At 45.9% G+C, this 16925-nt stretch carries 19 protein-coding genes and 1 other annotated feature; of the genes, 7 read left to right on the top strand and 12 right to left on the bottom strand.

Annotated elements, in window-relative coordinates:
* Positions 1-8: 8 nt before the first annotated feature.
* Positions 9-1058, bottom strand: a complete 1050-nt coding sequence (locus AC1DVJ_RS10085; protein WP_477590391.1) for a FecCD family ABC transporter permease — start codon at positions 1056-1058, stop codon at positions 9-11.
* Positions 1055-2077: a FecCD family ABC transporter permease gene (locus AC1DVJ_RS10080; protein ID WP_477590390.1), complete on the bottom strand. Its 1023-nt coding sequence runs from the start codon at positions 2075-2077 to the stop codon at positions 1055-1057. The genes AC1DVJ_RS10085 and AC1DVJ_RS10080 overlap by 4 nt, the downstream gene beginning before the upstream one ends.
* A 187-nt stretch (positions 2078-2264) precedes the next feature.
* On the opposite strand from AC1DVJ_RS10080, the gene AC1DVJ_RS10075 reads away from it, so the two are divergent.
* On the top strand, positions 2265-3260 hold the full coding sequence (locus AC1DVJ_RS10075; protein ID WP_477590388.1) for an ABC transporter substrate-binding protein: 996 nt from the start codon (positions 2265-2267) through the stop codon (positions 3258-3260).
* An 87-nt stretch (positions 3261-3347) separates the two neighbouring features.
* On the opposite strand, the gene AC1DVJ_RS10070 is transcribed toward AC1DVJ_RS10075, so the two are convergent.
* Entirely contained in the window at positions 3348-3584 is a 237-nt protein-coding gene (locus tag AC1DVJ_RS10070) for an alpha/beta-type small acid-soluble spore protein (protein ID WP_056613391.1), read from the bottom strand.
* Between the two features lie 119 nt (positions 3585-3703).
* Between AC1DVJ_RS10070 and AC1DVJ_RS10065 the strand changes: the two genes are divergently transcribed.
* From AC1DVJ_RS10065 to ilvD, 3 genes are all read left to right on the top strand, one after another.
* Positions 3704-4237 (top strand): hypothetical protein, encoded by a 534-nt coding sequence (locus tag AC1DVJ_RS10065; protein ID WP_477590386.1) that lies wholly within the window; start codon positions 3704-3706, stop codon positions 4235-4237.
* Position 4238: 1 nt separating this feature from the next.
* Positions 4239-4886, top strand: coding sequence for a ribonuclease H (rnhA, locus tag AC1DVJ_RS10060; RefSeq protein ID WP_477590384.1), 648 nt, complete (start codon positions 4239-4241; stop codon positions 4884-4886).
* A gap of 139 nt (positions 4887-5025) precedes the next feature.
* Complete coding sequence (ilvD, locus tag AC1DVJ_RS10055) at positions 5026-6711, top strand: dihydroxy-acid dehydratase (RefSeq protein ID WP_477590383.1); 1686 nt, start codon at positions 5026-5028, stop codon at positions 6709-6711.
* A 298-nt stretch (positions 6712-7009) separates the two neighbouring features.
* On the opposite strand, the gene AC1DVJ_RS10050 is transcribed toward ilvD, so the two are convergent.
* Complete coding sequence (locus AC1DVJ_RS10050; RefSeq protein ID WP_477590381.1) at positions 7010-7999, bottom strand: permease; 990 nt, start codon at positions 7997-7999, stop codon at positions 7010-7012.
* Between the two features lie 226 nt (positions 8000-8225).
* Positions 8226-8497 (top strand) — a binding site (T-box leader).
* A gap of 75 nt (positions 8498-8572) precedes the next feature.
* Here AC1DVJ_RS10050 and trpS point away from each other — a divergent pair.
* A complete protein-coding gene (gene trpS / locus AC1DVJ_RS10045) occupies positions 8573-9556 on the top strand; it encodes a tryptophan--tRNA ligase (RefSeq protein WP_477590380.1) in 984 nt (327 codons plus the stop codon).
* A 58-nt stretch (positions 9557-9614) separates the two neighbouring features.
* Here trpS and AC1DVJ_RS10040 read toward each other — a convergent pair whose 3' ends face one another.
* Complete coding sequence (locus tag AC1DVJ_RS10040) at positions 9615-9800, bottom strand: DUF5325 family protein (RefSeq protein WP_477590378.1); 186 nt, start codon at positions 9798-9800, stop codon at positions 9615-9617.
* Positions 9801-9969: 169 nt separating this feature from the next.
* On the opposite strand from AC1DVJ_RS10040, the gene AC1DVJ_RS10035 reads away from it, so the two are divergent.
* Positions 9970-10200 (top strand): small, acid-soluble spore protein, alpha/beta type, encoded by a 231-nt coding sequence (locus AC1DVJ_RS10035; RefSeq protein WP_477590377.1) that lies wholly within the window; start codon positions 9970-9972, stop codon positions 10198-10200.
* Between the two features lie 169 nt (positions 10201-10369).
* Here the strand turns inward: AC1DVJ_RS10035 and AC1DVJ_RS10030 are convergent, their stop codons facing one another.
* Positions 10370-11353 (bottom strand): metal-dependent hydrolase, encoded by a 984-nt coding sequence (locus AC1DVJ_RS10030; protein ID WP_477590375.1) that lies wholly within the window; start codon positions 11351-11353, stop codon positions 10370-10372.
* A 126-nt stretch (positions 11354-11479) separates the two neighbouring features.
* Between AC1DVJ_RS10030 and AC1DVJ_RS10025 the strand changes: the two genes are divergently transcribed.
* On the top strand, positions 11480-11776 hold the full coding sequence (locus tag AC1DVJ_RS10025; RefSeq protein ID WP_477590374.1) for a hypothetical protein: 297 nt from the start codon (positions 11480-11482) through the stop codon (positions 11774-11776).
* Positions 11777-11832: 56 nt separating this feature from the next.
* Here AC1DVJ_RS10025 and gerQ read toward each other — a convergent pair whose 3' ends face one another.
* The 6 genes from gerQ to urtB all read right to left on the bottom strand — a co-directional run bounded on the left by gerQ (position 11833) and on the right by urtB (position 16863).
* On the bottom strand, positions 11833-12276 hold the full coding sequence (gene gerQ, locus AC1DVJ_RS10020; protein WP_477590372.1) for a spore coat protein GerQ: 444 nt from the start codon (positions 12274-12276) through the stop codon (positions 11833-11835).
* 151 nt (positions 12277-12427) lie between these two features.
* On the bottom strand, positions 12428-13120 hold the full coding sequence (locus AC1DVJ_RS10015; protein WP_477590370.1) for a response regulator transcription factor: 693 nt from the start codon (positions 13118-13120) through the stop codon (positions 12428-12430).
* Between the two features lie 217 nt (positions 13121-13337).
* Positions 13338-14033 (bottom strand): urea ABC transporter ATP-binding subunit UrtE, encoded by a 696-nt coding sequence (urtE, locus tag AC1DVJ_RS10010; RefSeq protein WP_477590368.1) that lies wholly within the window; start codon positions 14031-14033, stop codon positions 13338-13340.
* Positions 14026-14817: an urea ABC transporter ATP-binding protein UrtD gene (urtD, locus tag AC1DVJ_RS10005; protein ID WP_477590366.1), complete on the bottom strand. Its 792-nt coding sequence runs from the start codon at positions 14815-14817 to the stop codon at positions 14026-14028. The genes urtE and urtD overlap by 8 nt, the downstream gene beginning before the upstream one ends.
* Positions 14818-14853: 36 nt before the next feature.
* Positions 14854-15936 (bottom strand): urea ABC transporter permease subunit UrtC, encoded by a 1083-nt coding sequence (urtC, locus tag AC1DVJ_RS10000; protein WP_477590364.1) that lies wholly within the window; start codon positions 15934-15936, stop codon positions 14854-14856.
* Between the two features lie 21 nt (positions 15937-15957).
* Positions 15958-16863, bottom strand: a complete 906-nt coding sequence (gene urtB, locus AC1DVJ_RS09995) for an urea ABC transporter permease subunit UrtB (RefSeq protein ID WP_477590362.1) — start codon at positions 16861-16863, stop codon at positions 15958-15960.
* Between the last annotated feature and the right edge of the window lie 62 nt (positions 16864-16925).

The raw sequence follows: 16925 nt of genomic DNA, 5'->3' as shown, positions 1-16925 counted from the left end.
TGGGGAGGTTATCCACGATTTCTACTGCGATATAGGACGTAGATGAAGATAGGTGCGCCGATGGCTGCCGTGAAGACGCCTGCCGGAATATCAAGTGGCTTGAATAGGGAACGTCCAGCTAAGTCTGCAAGAAGCAGAAGTAAAGAGCCTGTTAAGGCAGAGACAGGGATCAAAGAACCGAAGCTAGGACCGACCAGTTTGCGTGAAATGTGCGGAGCCATGAGCCCAATGAAGCTTATGGCTCCGCCAAATGCGACAGCAGCGCCCGACAGGGCGACACTTAGCATGATTAACAGAAACCGTTGACGCTGAACACGACTTCCAACACTTTGAGCAATATCCTCTCCTAAGGATTGGATGGTAATATGCCGCGCATAGAAGAAAATAACTGGTATTAATACAGCAACCCAAGGCAGCAATGGATATACGGCTTTGGCCCAGGATACGCCATATATACTGCCAGTCATAAAAGTAAGTGATTGATTGGCGAGTACGATAGGTCCAGTAAGCATCATTAAATAAGATAAAGCGCTCATTGCGGCTGTGAGCCCAGTCCCAATGAGGACGAGTCGCAACGGTGTAATGCCATTTTTCCAAGAAAAAATGTAAACCAACAAGGTTGCAAGGAATGCCCCTAGAATAGCGGCGACTGGTAGCCAATGAATGCTTAGTTTATCTGAGCAAAAGAAGAAGAAAGAAACAGCGCCTAGCGTTGCGCCGCCTGTTGTACCAATTGTGTCCGGTGATGTGAGCGGATTGCGCACGATTCCTTGTAAAATAGCCCCGGAGACGCCTAGAGCGGCGCCGATCAGGACAGCCACGATGACACGAGGCAAACGCAATGATCGAACAATCATTGTACTTGGATCCGTTCCATAACCAAATACAGCGCGTATGACATCAAAAGGTTTAATCGTAATACTGCCGATACCTGTACTCACTATCATCATAAGGATGACAGCAGCAAGCAGGGCTAGTGTAATTATGATGGATTTTGTGCTAATTAAAAAAGAGTAGCTTTTACTTCGAATCGTAACATATCGCTTGGAAGCAATCATTTGAGGAGTCCTCCTTTGCGCGCAATGTAAATAAAGAAAGGAACGCCAAGAATAGCTGTCATAACGCCGACATGAACCTCTTTCGGCATAATAATGAAGCGAGCCCCAATATCTGCACTAACCAACAGGATTCCGCCAAGCACTGCACAATAGGGAATAACCCAACGGTAGTCAATGCCCACAAGGAAGCGGACAATATGAGGAATCATGAGGCCGATAAATACAATAGGGCCAGCCACAGCGACTGAGCCGCCAGCAAGTATAACTATTATGAGTGCAGTAATTAGTTTTATGTAAACGGTTTGCTGCCCTAGTCCTTTGGCAATATCGTCACCCATCGATAAGACGTTGATGTGTGGAGATAATAGGATGGCACCAACCCATGCGAGCAGCATATAGGGATACACGGATTGCAGCATAGCCATGGTTCGTCCTTCTACAGAACCAACAAGCCAATACAGCACTTGCTCAAAGGCTTTGCCATTGCCAAGTAGAATGCCCTGTGTGAGCGAAGCGAAAAAGGCTGTCATCGCAGCACCTGCCAGAGTGATTTTCATCGGTGTTAAGCCGTCGCGGCCTAGCGATCCGAGCCCGTAGACCAGTGATGCGCTGATTGCGGCACCGAGAAAAGCAATCCATGTAAAGTGCGTAAGACTAGACACATTGAAAAAGCCAACAGCGACAACAATGGCAAAAGCTGCTCCAGAGTTAATTCCGAAAATGCTAGGCGAAGCGAGTGGATTTCGAGTCATCGCTTGCATTAATGCGCCTGCTACGGCCAAACTGCCGCCAACGAGTGCGGCAATCAAAGCTCTAGGTATACGTACAGTTTGAATGATAATCGATTCATTCGTAGGTTTGTCTGAAGGATTAAAGGATGTCATGATTTGATCCCAGGAATAGGCATGGAGACCGAAGCGGACACTGCTTATTATTAATGTAAGGAGAATACAGACGGCTGCTAGTAATCCGATACTTTTATAAAAATGAGAGAGGCGTTCTGACGTTGATGTATGCATGATGGTTACCTGCTTCCTTCCTACCTTTCTTGCTTCATATATTCTAAGGTTAACCTTAGTCGAAGTCAACGAGTATGAGAATCATTATCAAAAAAAGGTTGACAATGAATGCCCAATTCTATTAATATGTGTTAGAGAATGAGAATCGTTATCACAATTAAAAACAACTAGGGGGAACTTCATAATTATGTTTAGTAAAAAACACCTTGCGTTTGGAAGAACGTGGGCTATTGTTGCATGTCTCGTTGTTTTAAGTATGATCGTAACTGCATGTGGAGCCAAATCAGAAACAAAGTCGTCTGCCTCTGCAGCGCCGCAAGAAACTGCGAAAGCAGAAGCTCCGCGTACAATTAAACACGCTATGGGTGAAACTGTAGTACCTGCGAATCCCAAACGTGTTGTTATTTTGACGAATGAAGGAACAGAAGCTTTACTCGCACTTGGGGTTAAGCCGGTTGGAGCAGTTGAATCTTTCTATGGCAACCCTTGGTATGACCACTTTAAAGCGGATATGCAAGGTGTTACTACATTAGGTGTAGAGGGACAACCGAATTTGGAAGTTATCGCATCACTTAAACCAGATTTAATTATTGGGAATAAGCTTCGTCAAGAAAAAATATATGAGCAATTAAAAGCTATTGCGCCGACAGTTTTCTCAGAAACGCTGCGCGGAGAATGGAAAAATAACTTCAGTCTTTACGCTGATGCATTGAATAAGAAAGCAGAAGGCGACAAAGTAATTGGCAGCTTCGATAAACGAATTGCAGATTTCAAATCCAAAGCAGGCGATAAGCTGAAGGAAAAAGTGGCAGTCATCCGATTTATGGGTGGAAAAACGAGATTCTATTACGACGATATGTTCTCAGGAGTTGTCTTTAAACAACTTGGTTTCGCTCGTTCGGATGCTAAAAGTAATGAGAAATCCTTCGAAGATATTACGAAAGAACGTTTGACTGAGCTGGATGCTGCTGATCGCGTATTCTACTTTACGTATGAAATCGGCGACGGTAAAGGGAATAAACAAGAGCAAGAATGGATGAATGATCCGCTTTGGAAAAATCTTAAAGTGGTGAAAGAAAATAAATTAGTAAAAGTAAATGATGCAACTTGGAATACAGGCGGCGGCGTTAGATCGGCTAACATCATGTTGGATGATTTGTACAAGATCTACGACATCAAATAGGTTGAGATGAAAAAAAAGGGCTTTCTCCGAGTATCTACCCGGATGAAGGCCCTTTTGTTGCTTAAGTATAGTGGAGCGAGATCGAGATTATCTGCTGAATTTATTGCTTGTACCAGCAAGTTGTTGCTCAGCAATTTGAACGAGACGACGAGTGATGCTGCCCCCGATAGATCCTGTGTCATAAGACGTCATATAACCGTAGTAGCCATCTTGAGGAATTTGGATGCCCAATTCTTGAGCAACTTCATACTTCAATTGGTCTAGGGCTGATGAAGCTTGAGGAACTACTAAGGAGTTACTGCTGCGAGATTGTCCTGTAGCCATCTGATATCACCTCCAGTAATAGGTAGTATGAACAGTTTTGTTAATATTACTCATTTTTTTATTGGGAATTTTATCCTTATTTAAAAGCGTAAAAGCAAGAACGTTTCGACTTTGTTATAATGGAAAAATGGAAGTCGGGAAAGCGGGGAGAAAGCATGTTTGAACTAGCGATTAAAGGCTGGTCCTTAGATAAAGATTTACAAATCATTCAAGCGGATGTTCATATGTCTGTGGAAGATAGTTTGATTATTGAAGAACCCCTATGCATAGATGTTGGTCTGCCTGCCTTATTATATAGTGCGATGCACGACACAGCACCGAACCGCTTCGCCCCTGCTGATCAGTGGGAACGAATGCCGTTCTTCGTTTGCGGTTGCGGTGACCCGGAATGTAGAGGCTTCTCCTTCGTTGTGCGTCATCTAGCGGAGGAACAGCTTGAGCTATCTTCTGTAGAGGAGCGAACGAACGGCACGTACCGCGAGCTTGAGACGCATGTCATTCCTAGCATAGAATATCGCAAGCAACTAGTAGATATTGGTGAAACGTATCTTCGATTTATCGCTGACTTGGATTACAAACCGTATTTTCAAGATACGGTGAAGGTCGTCGAAGAGCTGGTGGAGCAATTACATCTTAAATTACGGAGTGAATAATATGGCTGCAGCGAAATTTTATGTCGTTTGGGTAGGGCACAAGCCTGGTGTTTACCGTTCATGGGCTGAATGCCAGGCGCAGACTAACGGGTATCCGCAAGCGAAGTTCAAGTCTTATGAATCCGAAGGTGAAGCGCGTCAAGCACTGGAGAAGGGCTGGCAGAAATCACTTAATTTTGCCGGTAAAGGCACTGGGGGTCCCGCTGTTGGCAAAAAATCAGCGACTCCTGAGTCAGCGCCTGAGGTGGATTATGATAGTATTTCTGTGGACGTAGGCTGCTCAGGAAACCCGGGAATCGTGGAATATAAGGGCGTGGATACACGAACTGGTGAGATCATTTTCTACCAAGGACCGATCTCGAAGGGAACGAATAACCTAGGCGAATTTCTTGCCATCGTACATGGACTTGCTTACCTACAGAAAAAAGGCAGTAAACAAACCATTTATACCGATTCGGTCACAGCGCTGAGCTGGATTCGCAAGAAGGAAGTATCGACTAATTTAGTTAGAGATGCGTCCACGGCAGAAATATGGACCTTGGTGGATCGTGYCTTGAAATGGCTGCATACGAATACGTACACGAATAAAATCGTCAAATGGGATACGAAAAAGTGGGGCGAAATTAAGGCGGATTTTGGCAGGAAGTAAGTTGATTGCTGAAGAGCATAATAGATACTTTACTTCCACGTTGATGCGTTATCACACTAAAGGAAGAAATTTTTTGAGAAGTGTGGTATGATAGTTTCATTGTTTTCATAACTGAAATGTATTCTAGGAGGAATAAAGAATGGCACATCCAAAACAACGTAGTGACATGATCAAAAAAGGCTTCGACCGCGCTCCACACCGTAGCTTACTACGTGCAGCCGGCGTTAAAGAAGAAGATTTCGGCAAGCCGTTTATCGCGGTTTGTAACTCTTATATAGACATTATTCCTGGACATGTTCACTTGCAAGAATTCGGTAAGCTCGTGAAAGAAGCAATTCGCGAAGCAGGCGGAGTTCCTTTCGAGTTCAACACAATCGGTGTTGACGATGGTATTGCGATGGGTCATATCGGGATGCGTTATTCCTTGCCAAGCCGTGAGATTATTGCGGATTCCTTGGAAACGGTAGTTAACGCGCACTGGTTCGATGGTATGGTCTGTATTCCTAACTGTGATAAAATTACACCGGGTATGATCATGGGTGCTCTTCGTGTTAACATCCCAACGATGTTAGTAAGCGGTGGACCGATGAAAGCTGGTAAAGATAAAAACGGTAAATCCATTTCCCTTTCTTCCGTATTTGAAGGCGTTGGTGCTTTCCAAGCGGGTAAATTAGATGAAGCGGGTCTGGAAGAGCTAGAACAATACGGCTGTCCGACATGTGGATCATGTTCCGGTATGTTTACAGCGAACTCCATGAACTGTCTAGCTGAAGGTCTTGGACTAGCAATGCCAGGTAACGGTACGATTCTTGCCGTTGCTGATGAGCGTAAACAATTCGTTAAAGATTGTGCAAAACAGCTGATGGTTCTGATCGAAAAAGACATTAAGCCGCGTGATATCGTAACGATTGATGCGATTGATAACGCATTTGCTTTGGATATGGCGATGGGTGGATCCACGAACACAGTTCTTCACACATTGGCAATCGCGGCAGAAGCGGGAATCGAGTATCCGATCGCTCGTATTAACGAAGTAGCAGAACGCGTTCCTCATCTTGCAAAAATCGCTCCAGCTTCCGATTACCACATCGAAGATGTGCATTTGGCAGGCGGAGTAAGTGCAGTCATCAATGAGTTGCTCAAAAAACCAGGTGCTTTCAACGGTGACTGTCTATCTGTTACGGCACAAACACTTCGCGAGAATGTAGCTGGTTGTGAGATTCAGAACTTTGACGTTATTCGTCCGTTGACGAACCCACATAGTGAGCGCGGTGGATTGGCTGTTCTTTTCGGTAACTTGGCTCCTGAAGGCAGTATCGTTAAAGTCGGTGCCGTTGATAAGTCCGTTGGTGGACGTCACGTAGGCCCGGCAATCTGCTTCGACTCACAAGATGAAGCTTTGTCCGGTATCGCTAATGGAAAAGTTAAAGAAGGACACGTCGTTGTCATTCGTTATGAAGGACCAAAAGGTGGACCTGGTATGCCAGAAATGTTGGCACCAACGTCCCAAATCGTAGGTATGGGTCTAGGCGCGAAAGTAGCCTTGATTACAGATGGACGTTTCTCTGGCGCATCCCGCGGGATCTCGCTTGGTCATATGTCACCTGAGGCTGCTGAAGGTGGACCACTTGCTTTCGTACATGATGGCGACATCATCGACGTAGACATGGATGGACGCAAAATCGAATTGCAAATCAGCGATGAAGAGTTTGCCAAACGTCGTGAGACTTGGTCTGGATTCCAACAAAAGATTACTTCTGGCTACTTGGCGCGTTATACCAAAATGGTGACGAACGCAAGTGCTGGCGCTATTTTGAAAATCTAATTGATATCAGAGGGGATGGCAGTTAACAAGCTATCTCTGTTCAGTAAATATTTAAAGAAAAGCCTTGGTAGTTACCGTATGATTGCATACGAACTACCAAGGCTTTTTTACCTTTTGTATCCTCACCGACCGAGATACGGAACGTGGTTCCGTTATTTAGGTGGTTGAGAGTGATTTTTAATAGTTACGGAACGGGTGGACGTTATTTAGACTAAGACGGCCCCATTGGCTACTTTTAAGCCAACATAGCGGAACGACGTTCCGTAACTCTTTCACTAGGCGTAGTCGTCGATTCCGATCAAGCCAAAAAGAAATGCATGAATAACAGGGAGCCGCTCAATACGGTTATCGCCACGACAATCGACAGTGTTAATACAAAACGGGCCTTGAAGATCGAAAGCATCATCAGCGTACTCTTCACGTCGATCATCGGGCCGAATACAAGGAAGGCGAGCAAGGAGCCAGGTGAAAATGATTTGGCGAAGGAGACAGCTACGAAGGCGTCTGTTGTGGAACACAAGGAGAGCAGGTAGGCGAAGCCCATCATGAACACATGGGAGATGAAGACGCCTTGACCGAGGGAGCTCAAGCTATCCTGCGCGACGAATGTCTGAATCAGCGCTGTCAGCAAAGCGCCTAGCATTAAGTATTTGCTCATCTCGAACAACTCGGAGGAGCCGTGGCTGACCATTGTCATGAGACGACTATCCCCATGGGAATGGTTGTGCCCATGATGGTTGTCATGATGATGATGTCCGTGGTCGTGATGATGCACGTGACCATGCTCGTGTTTGTGATCATGGTTGTGATCATGTGTGTGCTGATGTGTTTGGCTTGCAGCAGGCTCAATCGGGTGCCGCAACGGATTGCTCTTGAGAAATCGTGTGAGCAGGAAGCCGATCACAAGCGCAACACCGAAGGTGAGCCCCATGCGTGAATAAGCCATCGCCGGGTTGCCGCGGAAAGCCATCCAAGTGGAGGCAAATACGATTGGGTTAAGGATAGGCCCGACGAGGATGAAGATGACGGCGATGTAGACAGGCATCCCTTTGCGCATCAGGCGGCGCACGAAGGGGATCATGCCACATTCACAGAGGGGAAACATTATGCCCAGCACACAGGCAAACAACACACCGCCTAGTGGGTGTTTGGGGGTCATTCGCTGGATGACGCCCTCAGGAATGAAGTTTTCTACGATCGTAGATAGCAGAACACCGAGAATCATGAACGGAAGGGCATCTAAGAAGATGTCCATAAAGGACATGAACACTTGGCTGACTGGTTCCATGATCATCCCCATTGGGGGAAGTTGTCTTGTTGTCACGATAAGAATCATAAGAAACGCGCAAATCACCGTGGAGACGGGAAGGCTCCAGCGGTATAGAGTTGATGACAATGCGTTGACACCCCTTTGCCGGAAGGATTGGTATGTATCTATCCTATGTACATGCTGGGCTATCTAGGACAACGTCCTTGATTGACATTGATCACTAAGGGTGTATAATAATAGAAAATCAATTGCGATGATAGGAACAAGTACGTTTGTCTCGCGTTTCTCAGAGAGCCGGTGGTTGGTGCGAACCGGTGGAACAAGCAAACCGAATGGATCCTTGAGCTTGAAGCTGAACACTGTGAAGATTTACCGGGACCTAGGCCGGAATAAGCCACACAGTTAATTATGCTAAACGGTAGCTCTCCGTTATCAGAGCCTGAAGGTTTACATGCACATAACTTTGGTTATGTTAGTAGACAAATTAGGGTGGTACCACGGTCTCTCGTCCCTTGCGGAGGGAGGCTTTTTTGTTGTCTTTTTTAGGTATACGAATTGTGTAAGTAACTAAATTTATAGGAGGTTTTTGAAATGAAACGAGTACTATCAGGTATGCAATCCAGCGGTCAGCTGACAATTGGCAATTATATTGGCGCACTTCGTAACTTTGTGAAACTGCAGGAATTGCATCGCTGCTATTTCATGGTGGTTGATATGCATGCCATTACCGTACCGCAAGATCCAGCGGCGCTCCGGGAACAAACGGAGTCCATAGCTTCGCTTTATATCGCATCAGGGCTAGAACCAAATAAGGCTTCTGTCTTCCTGCAATCCCATGTACATGCGCATGCCGAGTTAGGCTGGATTATGACGACGCTGACACATATGGGCGAGCTAGAGCGCATGACACAATTTAAAGATAAATCAGAAGGTAAAGAATCTGTTGGAGCAGGATTGTTCACGTATCCGTCGCTGATGGCTGCTGATATTTTGTTGTACAACGCAGATCTAATTCCTGTTGGAGACGATCAAAAGCAGCATTTGGAGCTGACGCGTGATTTGGCTAACCGTTTTAATAACCGTTTCGGAGATATGTTTGTGATGCCACAGCCCTATACGCCTGAGGTGGGCGCCAGAATTATGTCACTAGATGATGCTTCTAAGAAGATGAGCAAAAGCAGTCCGAATGCCGGAAGTTTCATCGCGATGCTCGATACGCCAGATGTGATTCGTAAGAAGCTAAGTCGCGCGGTTACGGATTCAGGTCGTGAAGTGAAATATGATCCTCAGAACAAACCAGAGGTTAGTAATTTGATGTCGATCTACTCGCACTTTGCGGAAATGAGTCTTGTGGAGATTGAGGCTAGATATGAGGGGCAGGGGTATGGTCCTTTCAAAAAGGAGTTGGCTGAGCACATTGTTTCTGTTCTGGAGCCAATTCAGCAACGTTATCATGAGATTCGTAGTTCAGGAGAAATCTTTGATATTTTGAAAAAAGGCGCTGACGAAGCTGCTGAAGTGGCCAATCAAACGCTGCTTGAGGTGAAGAAACGGATGGGCTTTATTGTTCGCTAAGCTCATCGATTACAAACCAAAAAGCTCAAATCCCTACTTGTGGGATTTGAGCTTTTTTTCACTTGGAAGGCGTATTTTTCCGACGCATCTTGGCTTTCACTGCGAAGCCATATCCGATAAATCCTAACGAAACGATAGTGCAAGCGAGCACCATCCAGGGCTCCCGAAGGGCGATGAAGAGGGAAATACAAGCGAGCAGCAGCGTACCAACAACTGCGAATAGGAGAGCGAGTGGTTTACTCATACTGGTGACGACCTACTTTCTAGAAGATTGTTCAAGGTGTTATCCTAGGATCTTCTTATTTTAAACTTTTTTGAGCGCTGTGCATATAAATTCATTTCCTCCACATACTATCTTTGCAAGCTTGCAAATACATCAAAGATTATAGCTGACTGAAAGGAGTACGATCCTGATGGCACAATCTCGAAGCAGCAACACACTGGTAGTTCCGCAAGCCAATCAAGCTTTAGACCAATTGAAATATGAGGTAGCTCAGGAGTTGGGCATTCAAATTCCTCAAGATGGTTACTATGGAAACATGGCAACCCGTGACACTGGATCTATTGGTGGTGCCATTACTCGCCGGTTGGTACAAATCGCCGAGCAAACGCTCGCGGGGCAATCTGGATCTAATTTCCGTTAATTAGATCATTGTCTCCGTACTAGCATACCCGAACTATGTAATAATAAAGCCCAGGAGCCTAAATAGCTCCTGGGCTTTTGTTGCGTGCGTCGTGCTCAGCGCTACAAAAAAAAGGCCCATGCAGTTTACGCGTAGGCCTTGAATGTATTTTGCTGGGGCTGACATAAGCTCAATACAGATCAACCTTCAGCTTCTTACCGAGCTTGGAATCATTTACCCAGCCGACGTAAGAATCGAGCGTATGGAAATTGTGATCCATAAGGATGACGCCGACGAATGGAAATTGCTTGCGATGACGATAGCGCACGTCCGCCCATCTCACTTCATAACCCCACTGATGTTCCTTTAATTCGGCAGCGGTGAAGGAGGAGAAATAGAGCAGCGCTTGAATGTCTTCATGATGCTTGGAAATCTCGATGGCAGGGTGGTCAGAGCAGGTAACGGTGTCCAACCACTTCAGCTTGCCGTTCTTGAGCTCTCCTAACTGATACGTCCCATCGGTTCGCTCCTTCACAACATTCCAGACGTACAGGTTGAATGTTACAATAAGCGTATAGTTATCGCCAGGCTGATAGGTGGCATCTTTCCGATACAGCCCTTTTTCGATAATGGCATGGTCGAGTGTTCGCCAGATGTAATAAAGCGCGAGTAAGCCGTATAAGGTGGGGAAAATATGCTGTGGCCTCGCTAGATCAAAGGACCACATGAAGATCGCCGCGATATGACTAGTGAATATAATGGGATCGAAGATGTGAATGATGTTCCACGATACCCACTTTTCTGAAAAGGGTCGAACGGCTTGCGTTCCGTAGGTATTGAAACAGTCGGAGAAAACATGAACGCAAACGGCGATGCCGATCCACATGGCAAGATGCATAAAGGAAATACCCTGGAAGAATGGCGCGAGTGCCCCAGTTATCAACAGCGTCCATAAGGGAATGGCTGGTAAGGAATGTGAGCGACCGCGGTGATTGCGAATATATACAGCATTTCCTTTGAACCGGAGGAGYCCATCTATATCAGGAATCTGAGACCCTACGACGGTTCCAATAAAAACAGCAGTCGTTGCTGCCGCATCTGCGGAAATACTCGGATCGATTTGCGAAAGTCCTGCTAAACCTAAGCCAAAGACGAGATGAGTACCTGTATCCAACTGGTTTTCCTCCTAAGTGTTTCTGTACAGATTTAGGTTTCTGTATCTTGGGGTGACGGGTCGTAAGACATCTTGCTCTTAGTTTACCATTTTAGAGTAAAAAATAAATCAAAAGGAGAACTAAAAATGTCTAAAGTTTTTGTGGAGTATGCCATAAAACCAGAATATCGTGCTTCATTTCTCATCTATATGCAGGGACTTATGAGGCGGGAAGGGCGTTTGGAGCTATTGGAGGGAACAGATCAGGAGGGACTTTATGTAGAAATTTGGAATGAAGTTACCTATGAGGACTATCTGAACATGAAGCAAGAACGCTTGGAGGAGGGGCTGGGAGGCGGCCAGCAGGGAGATTGGGAGCAATGGATCCAGGGCGGTATCAAGAAGCTGCATATGTGGCACTTCTCAGCAACTAAGTTTGCCTAAACAGAAAAACCGCTGCTCCCTCATCAGAGCAACGGTTTTCGTATGCTATTCAGCTATTATCTGGAGAGGGCTCCGCCGCGGAAGGGATAAGCGTAATTAAGCTCTTCATCAAATGTGATGTAATCCAAATTCACCATAAGTAATAGGAAACGCATGCCAGTTACAGGATCGCTGATAATAATATGATCACGACCAGCAGCTTCTAATCTTCCTTTGAAAATTTTGGCATTCCAGTCACGGTTGTTTTCATATGTCATGTAGATTGTTGCCATTTTACCAAGGTTCAAACGAAGAATATTCTCGATATAGGATTCTTCGATTGGAGGAAGTACATTCACGCCTGTTTGTAAGCCGCCAGGTGGCGTTAGAACCGATCCGGCTGGTGTCATGGGGACGACTTGGTTCGTAATGCTTGTAGGGACCGGGTATGCAGGATATGGATTGCCATACTGAACTTGCGGCATTGCTTGATTGCCTATTTTGTAAGGATTGTTTAACATGATAATTATTTCCTCCTTGAGCTTTCAACACGAAAGCCTTCTTCTTAGAATGTAAGTCTGTTCGTAAAAGTCATTTTCCTAAATCATCATATTGTGCGGATGCCTATTTGGTGACGAATTTTGCAAAACAAAAAAAGCTCCCGAGGGAGCTTTACATAAGTAGAAATTTATATCCGACACCCCACACGGTCTTAATGTGCTTGGGTTCTTTGGGATCATCTTCTATTTTTTTGCGAAGGTTGGCAATGTGGACGTCGATCGCACGCTCGGTTACCTGGGAATCAAAGCCGCGAACCCGATTTAACAGCTCTTCTCGACTGTAAACCCTGCCTTGATTTTGCCAAAAAAGCTTCATGATTTCAAATTCGGAGAACGTGGTTTCTATATTTTTGCCGCCAACATATAGACAGCGCTTCTCAAATTCCAAGTGGATTCCTTGTTGATTGGGCGTGTCTGAAGCTGATGGCGCCTGTGGAGGAAAAGCGTTGGAACGACGAAGTAAGGCTTGTATTCTTGCTGAAAGCTCTCTCATCGAAAATGGTTTGCACAAGTAGTCATCAGCGCCAGTCTGAAGGCCCTTCACACGATCGGAAACTTCATTCTTAGCGGACACCATCAAGATCGGAATGGTCGAGGTGTGACGAATCGTCGTACACAACTGAATGCCATCCATATCAGGCAACATGAGATCAAGAATGATCATATCAGGCTGGAATTCTCGAAATAAGGCCTCACCTTGCCGACCATTCTCCGCGCGCTTCACTTCATAGCCGTCTTCGTATAAGTAAATAGCCATCATTTCACCGATACTTAAATCGTCTTCAATGATTAATATTTTTGACATACAGGTTCCCCTCCTTTTCCTTTAAAAGGTTAGGTGCTCGATATGCCGTGCGCAAAAATCGATCCTATCTATATGACATGTTATCCTATCCATTTTGTGACGTCCAGTTTTAACTTGTTTCCCAGTAAAAAAAAGAAGCTGTACGCTACTTGAATCCTAATTCCTTAGGTCAAGTTGGTCAGCTTCTTTGTGGTAAAAGGTTTAGGGAAGCAAACAATCATACGGTTAAATGCTTTCGAACGAGATCTTCGCTTAAATGCTCCGATTTCCCTTCGGCAACGATGGTGCCGCGGTCGAGAACATAGTAGTAATCAGCAATGCTTGTTGCAAACTCTAAACTTTGTTCGACTAAAAGCACCGCGATTTCTCGATTGCGCTTAATCGTTTCAATGATCGCCTCGATCTCCATGACGATAGATGGCTGTATCCCTTCCATTGGTTCATCCAGAAGCATTAGCTTCGGTCCAGAAGCTAATGCCCTTGCGATGGCTAGCTGCTGCTGCTGACCGCCGCTGAGGTCCCCTCCTTTGCGATGAAGCATTTGGCGAAGAACAGGAAACGTATCGAAAAGTGTGTCTGGCAGTTTCATACGGCGATCTGATGCGGCCTCTAGGCCTAATAAAAGATTTTCCTCGACAGTGAGTTGAGGAAATATTTCCCGGCCTTGAGGGACGTAGCCAATACCTGACTTGGCGCGGCGATCTGGTGAGGACGAAGTGATGTCTGCATCCATGTACTGGATCTTGCCGGATTTGGGCTTAATGAGTCCCATGATACTCTTCATCAATGTTGATTTCCCAACCCCGTTACGTCCCATCAGACAAACGATCTGGCCAGGCTTAACCTCGAGGTTAACGCCCCGGACGACCATACTTTCGCCATATCCGGCTTCAATGCCTTGTAGTTTAAGCACCGCGCTCAACTCTCCTTCCGAGGTATACTTCGGCTACTTTGTCATCATTCTGAATGTCTTGCATCGTGCCTTCTCGCAGGACGGTTCCTTCGTGAAGAACGGTTACTGTTCTGGCGAACTGGCGCACGAACGCCATGTCGTGTTCGACGACGATAATGGTTTGATTCGCTGCAATTTCATGCAGCAGCTCGCCAGTCTTCTCTGTTTCATTGTCGGTCATGCCAGCGGCAGGCTCATCGAGCAACAAGAGATCGGGCTCTTGCATAAGGAGCATGCCGATTTCGAGCCACTGCTTCTCCCCGTGGGAGAGTGAGCCTGCTCGTTCGCTGGCTTTACTTTGAAGACCGATCATTTCCAATCTAAGATGGAGTCGATCTCTTTGTTCACTAGTGGTTTTGGCCCAGAGAGCACTGAGAAGTCCGCGCTGCTGTTTCATTGAAAGTGCTAAATTTTCAAAAACCGTTAAGGTGGAAAAAACGGTAGGTGCTTGGAATTTACGTCCGATGCCCAGCTGGGCAATTTGGTGCTCTTGGTGCTTGGTGAGATCAATGGAATCCTTGAAAAAGACATGGCCTTGGGAAGGCTTTACTTTTCCGCAGATCACATCGAGCAATGTTGTTTTACCAGCGCCATTAGGGCCGATAAGGAAGCGCAGTTCGCCATATTTTAACGAGAAATCTAGATTTCGTAAGGCTTTGAAACCGTCGAAGTTCACCTCAAGTCCCTTGACGCTCAGGATTGTCTCGTCAGTTGTCGGTTGTTGTTTCACTAATTGTCCTAGCATTGAAATGTTCCCCTTTCCGGTATACATAATCGGAGTTCATGTTTCTATTACTTCTTGTGATGTCGAGATCTGCTTAGGGCGGGTGGTTTTTTTCCAATTTGAGAAATAATGGGTCAATGTTCCGACGATTCCCTTCGGCAGCAATAAAACGACAATAATGAACATGGCTCCTAGCATGATGGGCCACCAAGCAGGATAAGCTTCGCTAAAGGTTGTTTTAGCTGCATTCGTAACTAATGCACCAAGAATAGCGCCGCCAATGGTTGAACGACCGCCAATAGCTACCCATAGAACCATTTCAATCGATGGCACGATACCCATTTGAGCAGGTGAGATGATCCCTTCCTGAAGTACGAAGAGTACGCCGGCAAGTCCTGCTAATCCTGCGGAGACGCAGTAGATGAAAACTTTATAAGTCACGGGGTTATAACCAATGAAACGCACCCTATTTTCGCCATCCCGAATGGCAGTAAGAATGTTGCCTAGTCGGCTGGTCACAAGCATAGTGCTAAGGATTAAAACAATGAGCACGACGCCTAGGGTGAGATAGAAAAAAAGCAGCTTCGTCGATTGTAATTGCAGATTCAGTCCAAGGAAGGTTGTAAAGTTGGTCAGTCCATTGGTTCCGCCTGTATAGCCTTGCTGCCCGACGAATAGCGTCACCGTAATGATGACTAAAGCTTGAGATAAAATGGAGAAAAAAGCACCTTTGATCCGATTACGGAAAGTGAAATATCCGAGAATGAAGGCGACAATCATCGGTACAATAAGCGCCAACAGGAACGCGGCCGTGGCACTATGAAACGGTACCCAGAACCATGGCAAGCTTTTGACACCGCTCCAGGACATGAAATCAGGCAATTGATTAGGCGTGGAAGCAAGCTTCAAATGCATGGCCATACAATAAGCGCCAAGTCCGAAATAAACACCATGACCCAGACTTAAAATGCCGGTATATCCCCAGATTAAATCAATTCCGATCGCGATAATGGCATAAGCCAGGAATTTGCCGAGTAAGGATAAACGAAAGTCAGACAAGAATAGGGGGGCAAGCGCGATGAGTAGTATACAAATACCATAGATAGATAGCTTGATCTTAGATTGTCTGGCCAAGAGCATAGAAGAGGTCACATCCTTTCTTCAATCTAAGGATCTTGAACGCATCGTCACAAGTCCCATCGGCTTCCATTGTAAGAAGGCAATGATCAGTGTAAAGACAAGTACTTTACCGAGCGTAGCGCTGGTCGTATATTCTAAGGCGGTATTGAATACACCGATTCCTAATGCGCCAGCTACTGTGCCTATTAGCTTGCCAATTCCGCCGAGCACGACGACCATAAAGGCATCCACAATGTAATACGTGCCGATCGTAGGTCCAATCGGTCCGAGTAAGGAAAGGGCACAGCCAGCGATACCAGCCATGGCAGAGCCAAAGGCGAAGGATTGAGCATCCACTCTACGCGTAGATATGCCCAAGCAAGAAGCCATTTCACGATTTTGCATGACGGCTCTCATCCGTCTGCCGCCAGCAGAATGATACAGATACATGTAGATAATGAAGATACAAAGTGCGACGAGTCCAATAATGAAGAGTCGCTTATATGGAAGAATTAAGTCTGCGGTTACATGCCATCCGCCTTCCAGCCATTGCGGTGCTTTAACAGCGACATTGGGTGCCCCAAAGATGGATCGGGCAATTTGTTGTAAGGCGAGAGAGACTCCCCAGGTAGCCAATAAGCTATCCAACGGTCTGCCGTACATGAAGCGGATGAGCACAACTTCGAGCAGCCAGCCTATGGCGAAAGCGACGACAAAAGCAACGCCAAGTGAAACGACGAAGTACCATCCGAATGCAGAAGCGGGCATATAGGATTGGAACCCCTTCTGTACGAGATAAGCCATATAAGCACCGATCATAATAAATTCGCCATGTGCCATATTCATGACATTCATGAGGCCGAAGGTGATGGCGAGACCGATTGCGATTAAGAGCAGAATGGAGCTTAAGCTGAGTCCGTTAAATAATTGAAGCAGCAGCAAACTCATGGCAACCTCTCCTTTAAAAGTTTTGAGTTCTCCATACAAGCGAAGCAGGTTATTGAAACCTC

It is taken from the genome of Paenibacillus sp. P4_A9 (genome assembly GCF_056402415.1).
This window is presented reverse-complemented; position numbering and strand designations above follow the sequence as displayed.

Excerpts from the sequence above, each read along its gene's own strand:
- AC1DVJ_RS10085 (WP_477590391.1), bottom strand. The coding sequence starts at position 1,058 with ATGATTGCTTCCAAGCGATATGTTACGATTCGAAGTAAAAGCTACTCT.
- AC1DVJ_RS10080 (WP_477590390.1), bottom strand. The coding sequence starts at position 2,077 with ATGCATACATCAACGTCAGAACGCCTCTCTCATTTTTATAAAAGTATC.
- AC1DVJ_RS10075 (WP_477590388.1), top strand. The coding sequence starts at position 2,265 with ATGTTTAGTAAAAAACACCTTGCGTTTGGAAGAACGTGGGCTATTGTT.
- AC1DVJ_RS10070 (WP_056613391.1), bottom strand. The coding sequence starts at position 3,584 with ATGGCTACAGGACAATCTCGCAGCAGTAACTCCTTAGTAGTTCCTCAA.
- AC1DVJ_RS10065 (WP_477590386.1), top strand. The coding sequence starts at position 3,704 with ATGGAAAAATGGAAGTCGGGAAAGCGGGGAGAAAGCATGTTTGAACTA.
- ilvD (WP_477590383.1), top strand. The coding sequence starts at position 5,026 with ATGGCACATCCAAAACAACGTAGTGACATGATCAAAAAAGGCTTCGAC.
- AC1DVJ_RS10050 (WP_477590381.1), bottom strand. The coding sequence starts at position 7,999 with ATGGAACCAGTCAGCCAAGTGTTCATGTCCTTTATGGACATCTTCTTA.
- trpS (WP_477590380.1), top strand. The coding sequence starts at position 8,573 with ATGAAACGAGTACTATCAGGTATGCAATCCAGCGGTCAGCTGACAATT.
- AC1DVJ_RS10040 (WP_477590378.1), bottom strand. The coding sequence starts at position 9,800 with ATGAGTAAACCACTCGCTCTCCTATTCGCAGTTGTTGGTACGCTGCTG.
- AC1DVJ_RS10035 (WP_477590377.1), top strand. The coding sequence starts at position 9,970 with ATGGCACAATCTCGAAGCAGCAACACACTGGTAGTTCCGCAAGCCAAT.
- AC1DVJ_RS10025 (WP_477590374.1), top strand. The coding sequence starts at position 11,480 with ATGTCTAAAGTTTTTGTGGAGTATGCCATAAAACCAGAATATCGTGCT.
- gerQ (WP_477590372.1), bottom strand. The coding sequence starts at position 12,276 with ATGTTAAACAATCCTTACAAAATAGGCAATCAAGCAATGCCGCAAGTT.
- AC1DVJ_RS10015 (WP_477590370.1), bottom strand. The coding sequence starts at position 13,120 with ATGTCAAAAATATTAATCATTGAAGACGATTTAAGTATCGGTGAAATG.
- urtD (WP_477590366.1), bottom strand. The coding sequence starts at position 14,817 with ATGCTAGGACAATTAGTGAAACAACAACCGACAACTGACGAGACAATC.
- urtC (WP_477590364.1), bottom strand. The coding sequence starts at position 15,936 with ATGCTCTTGGCCAGACAATCTAAGATCAAGCTATCTATCTATGGTATT.
- urtB (WP_477590362.1), bottom strand. The coding sequence starts at position 16,863 with ATGAGTTTGCTGCTGCTTCAATTATTTAACGGACTCAGCTTAAGCTCC.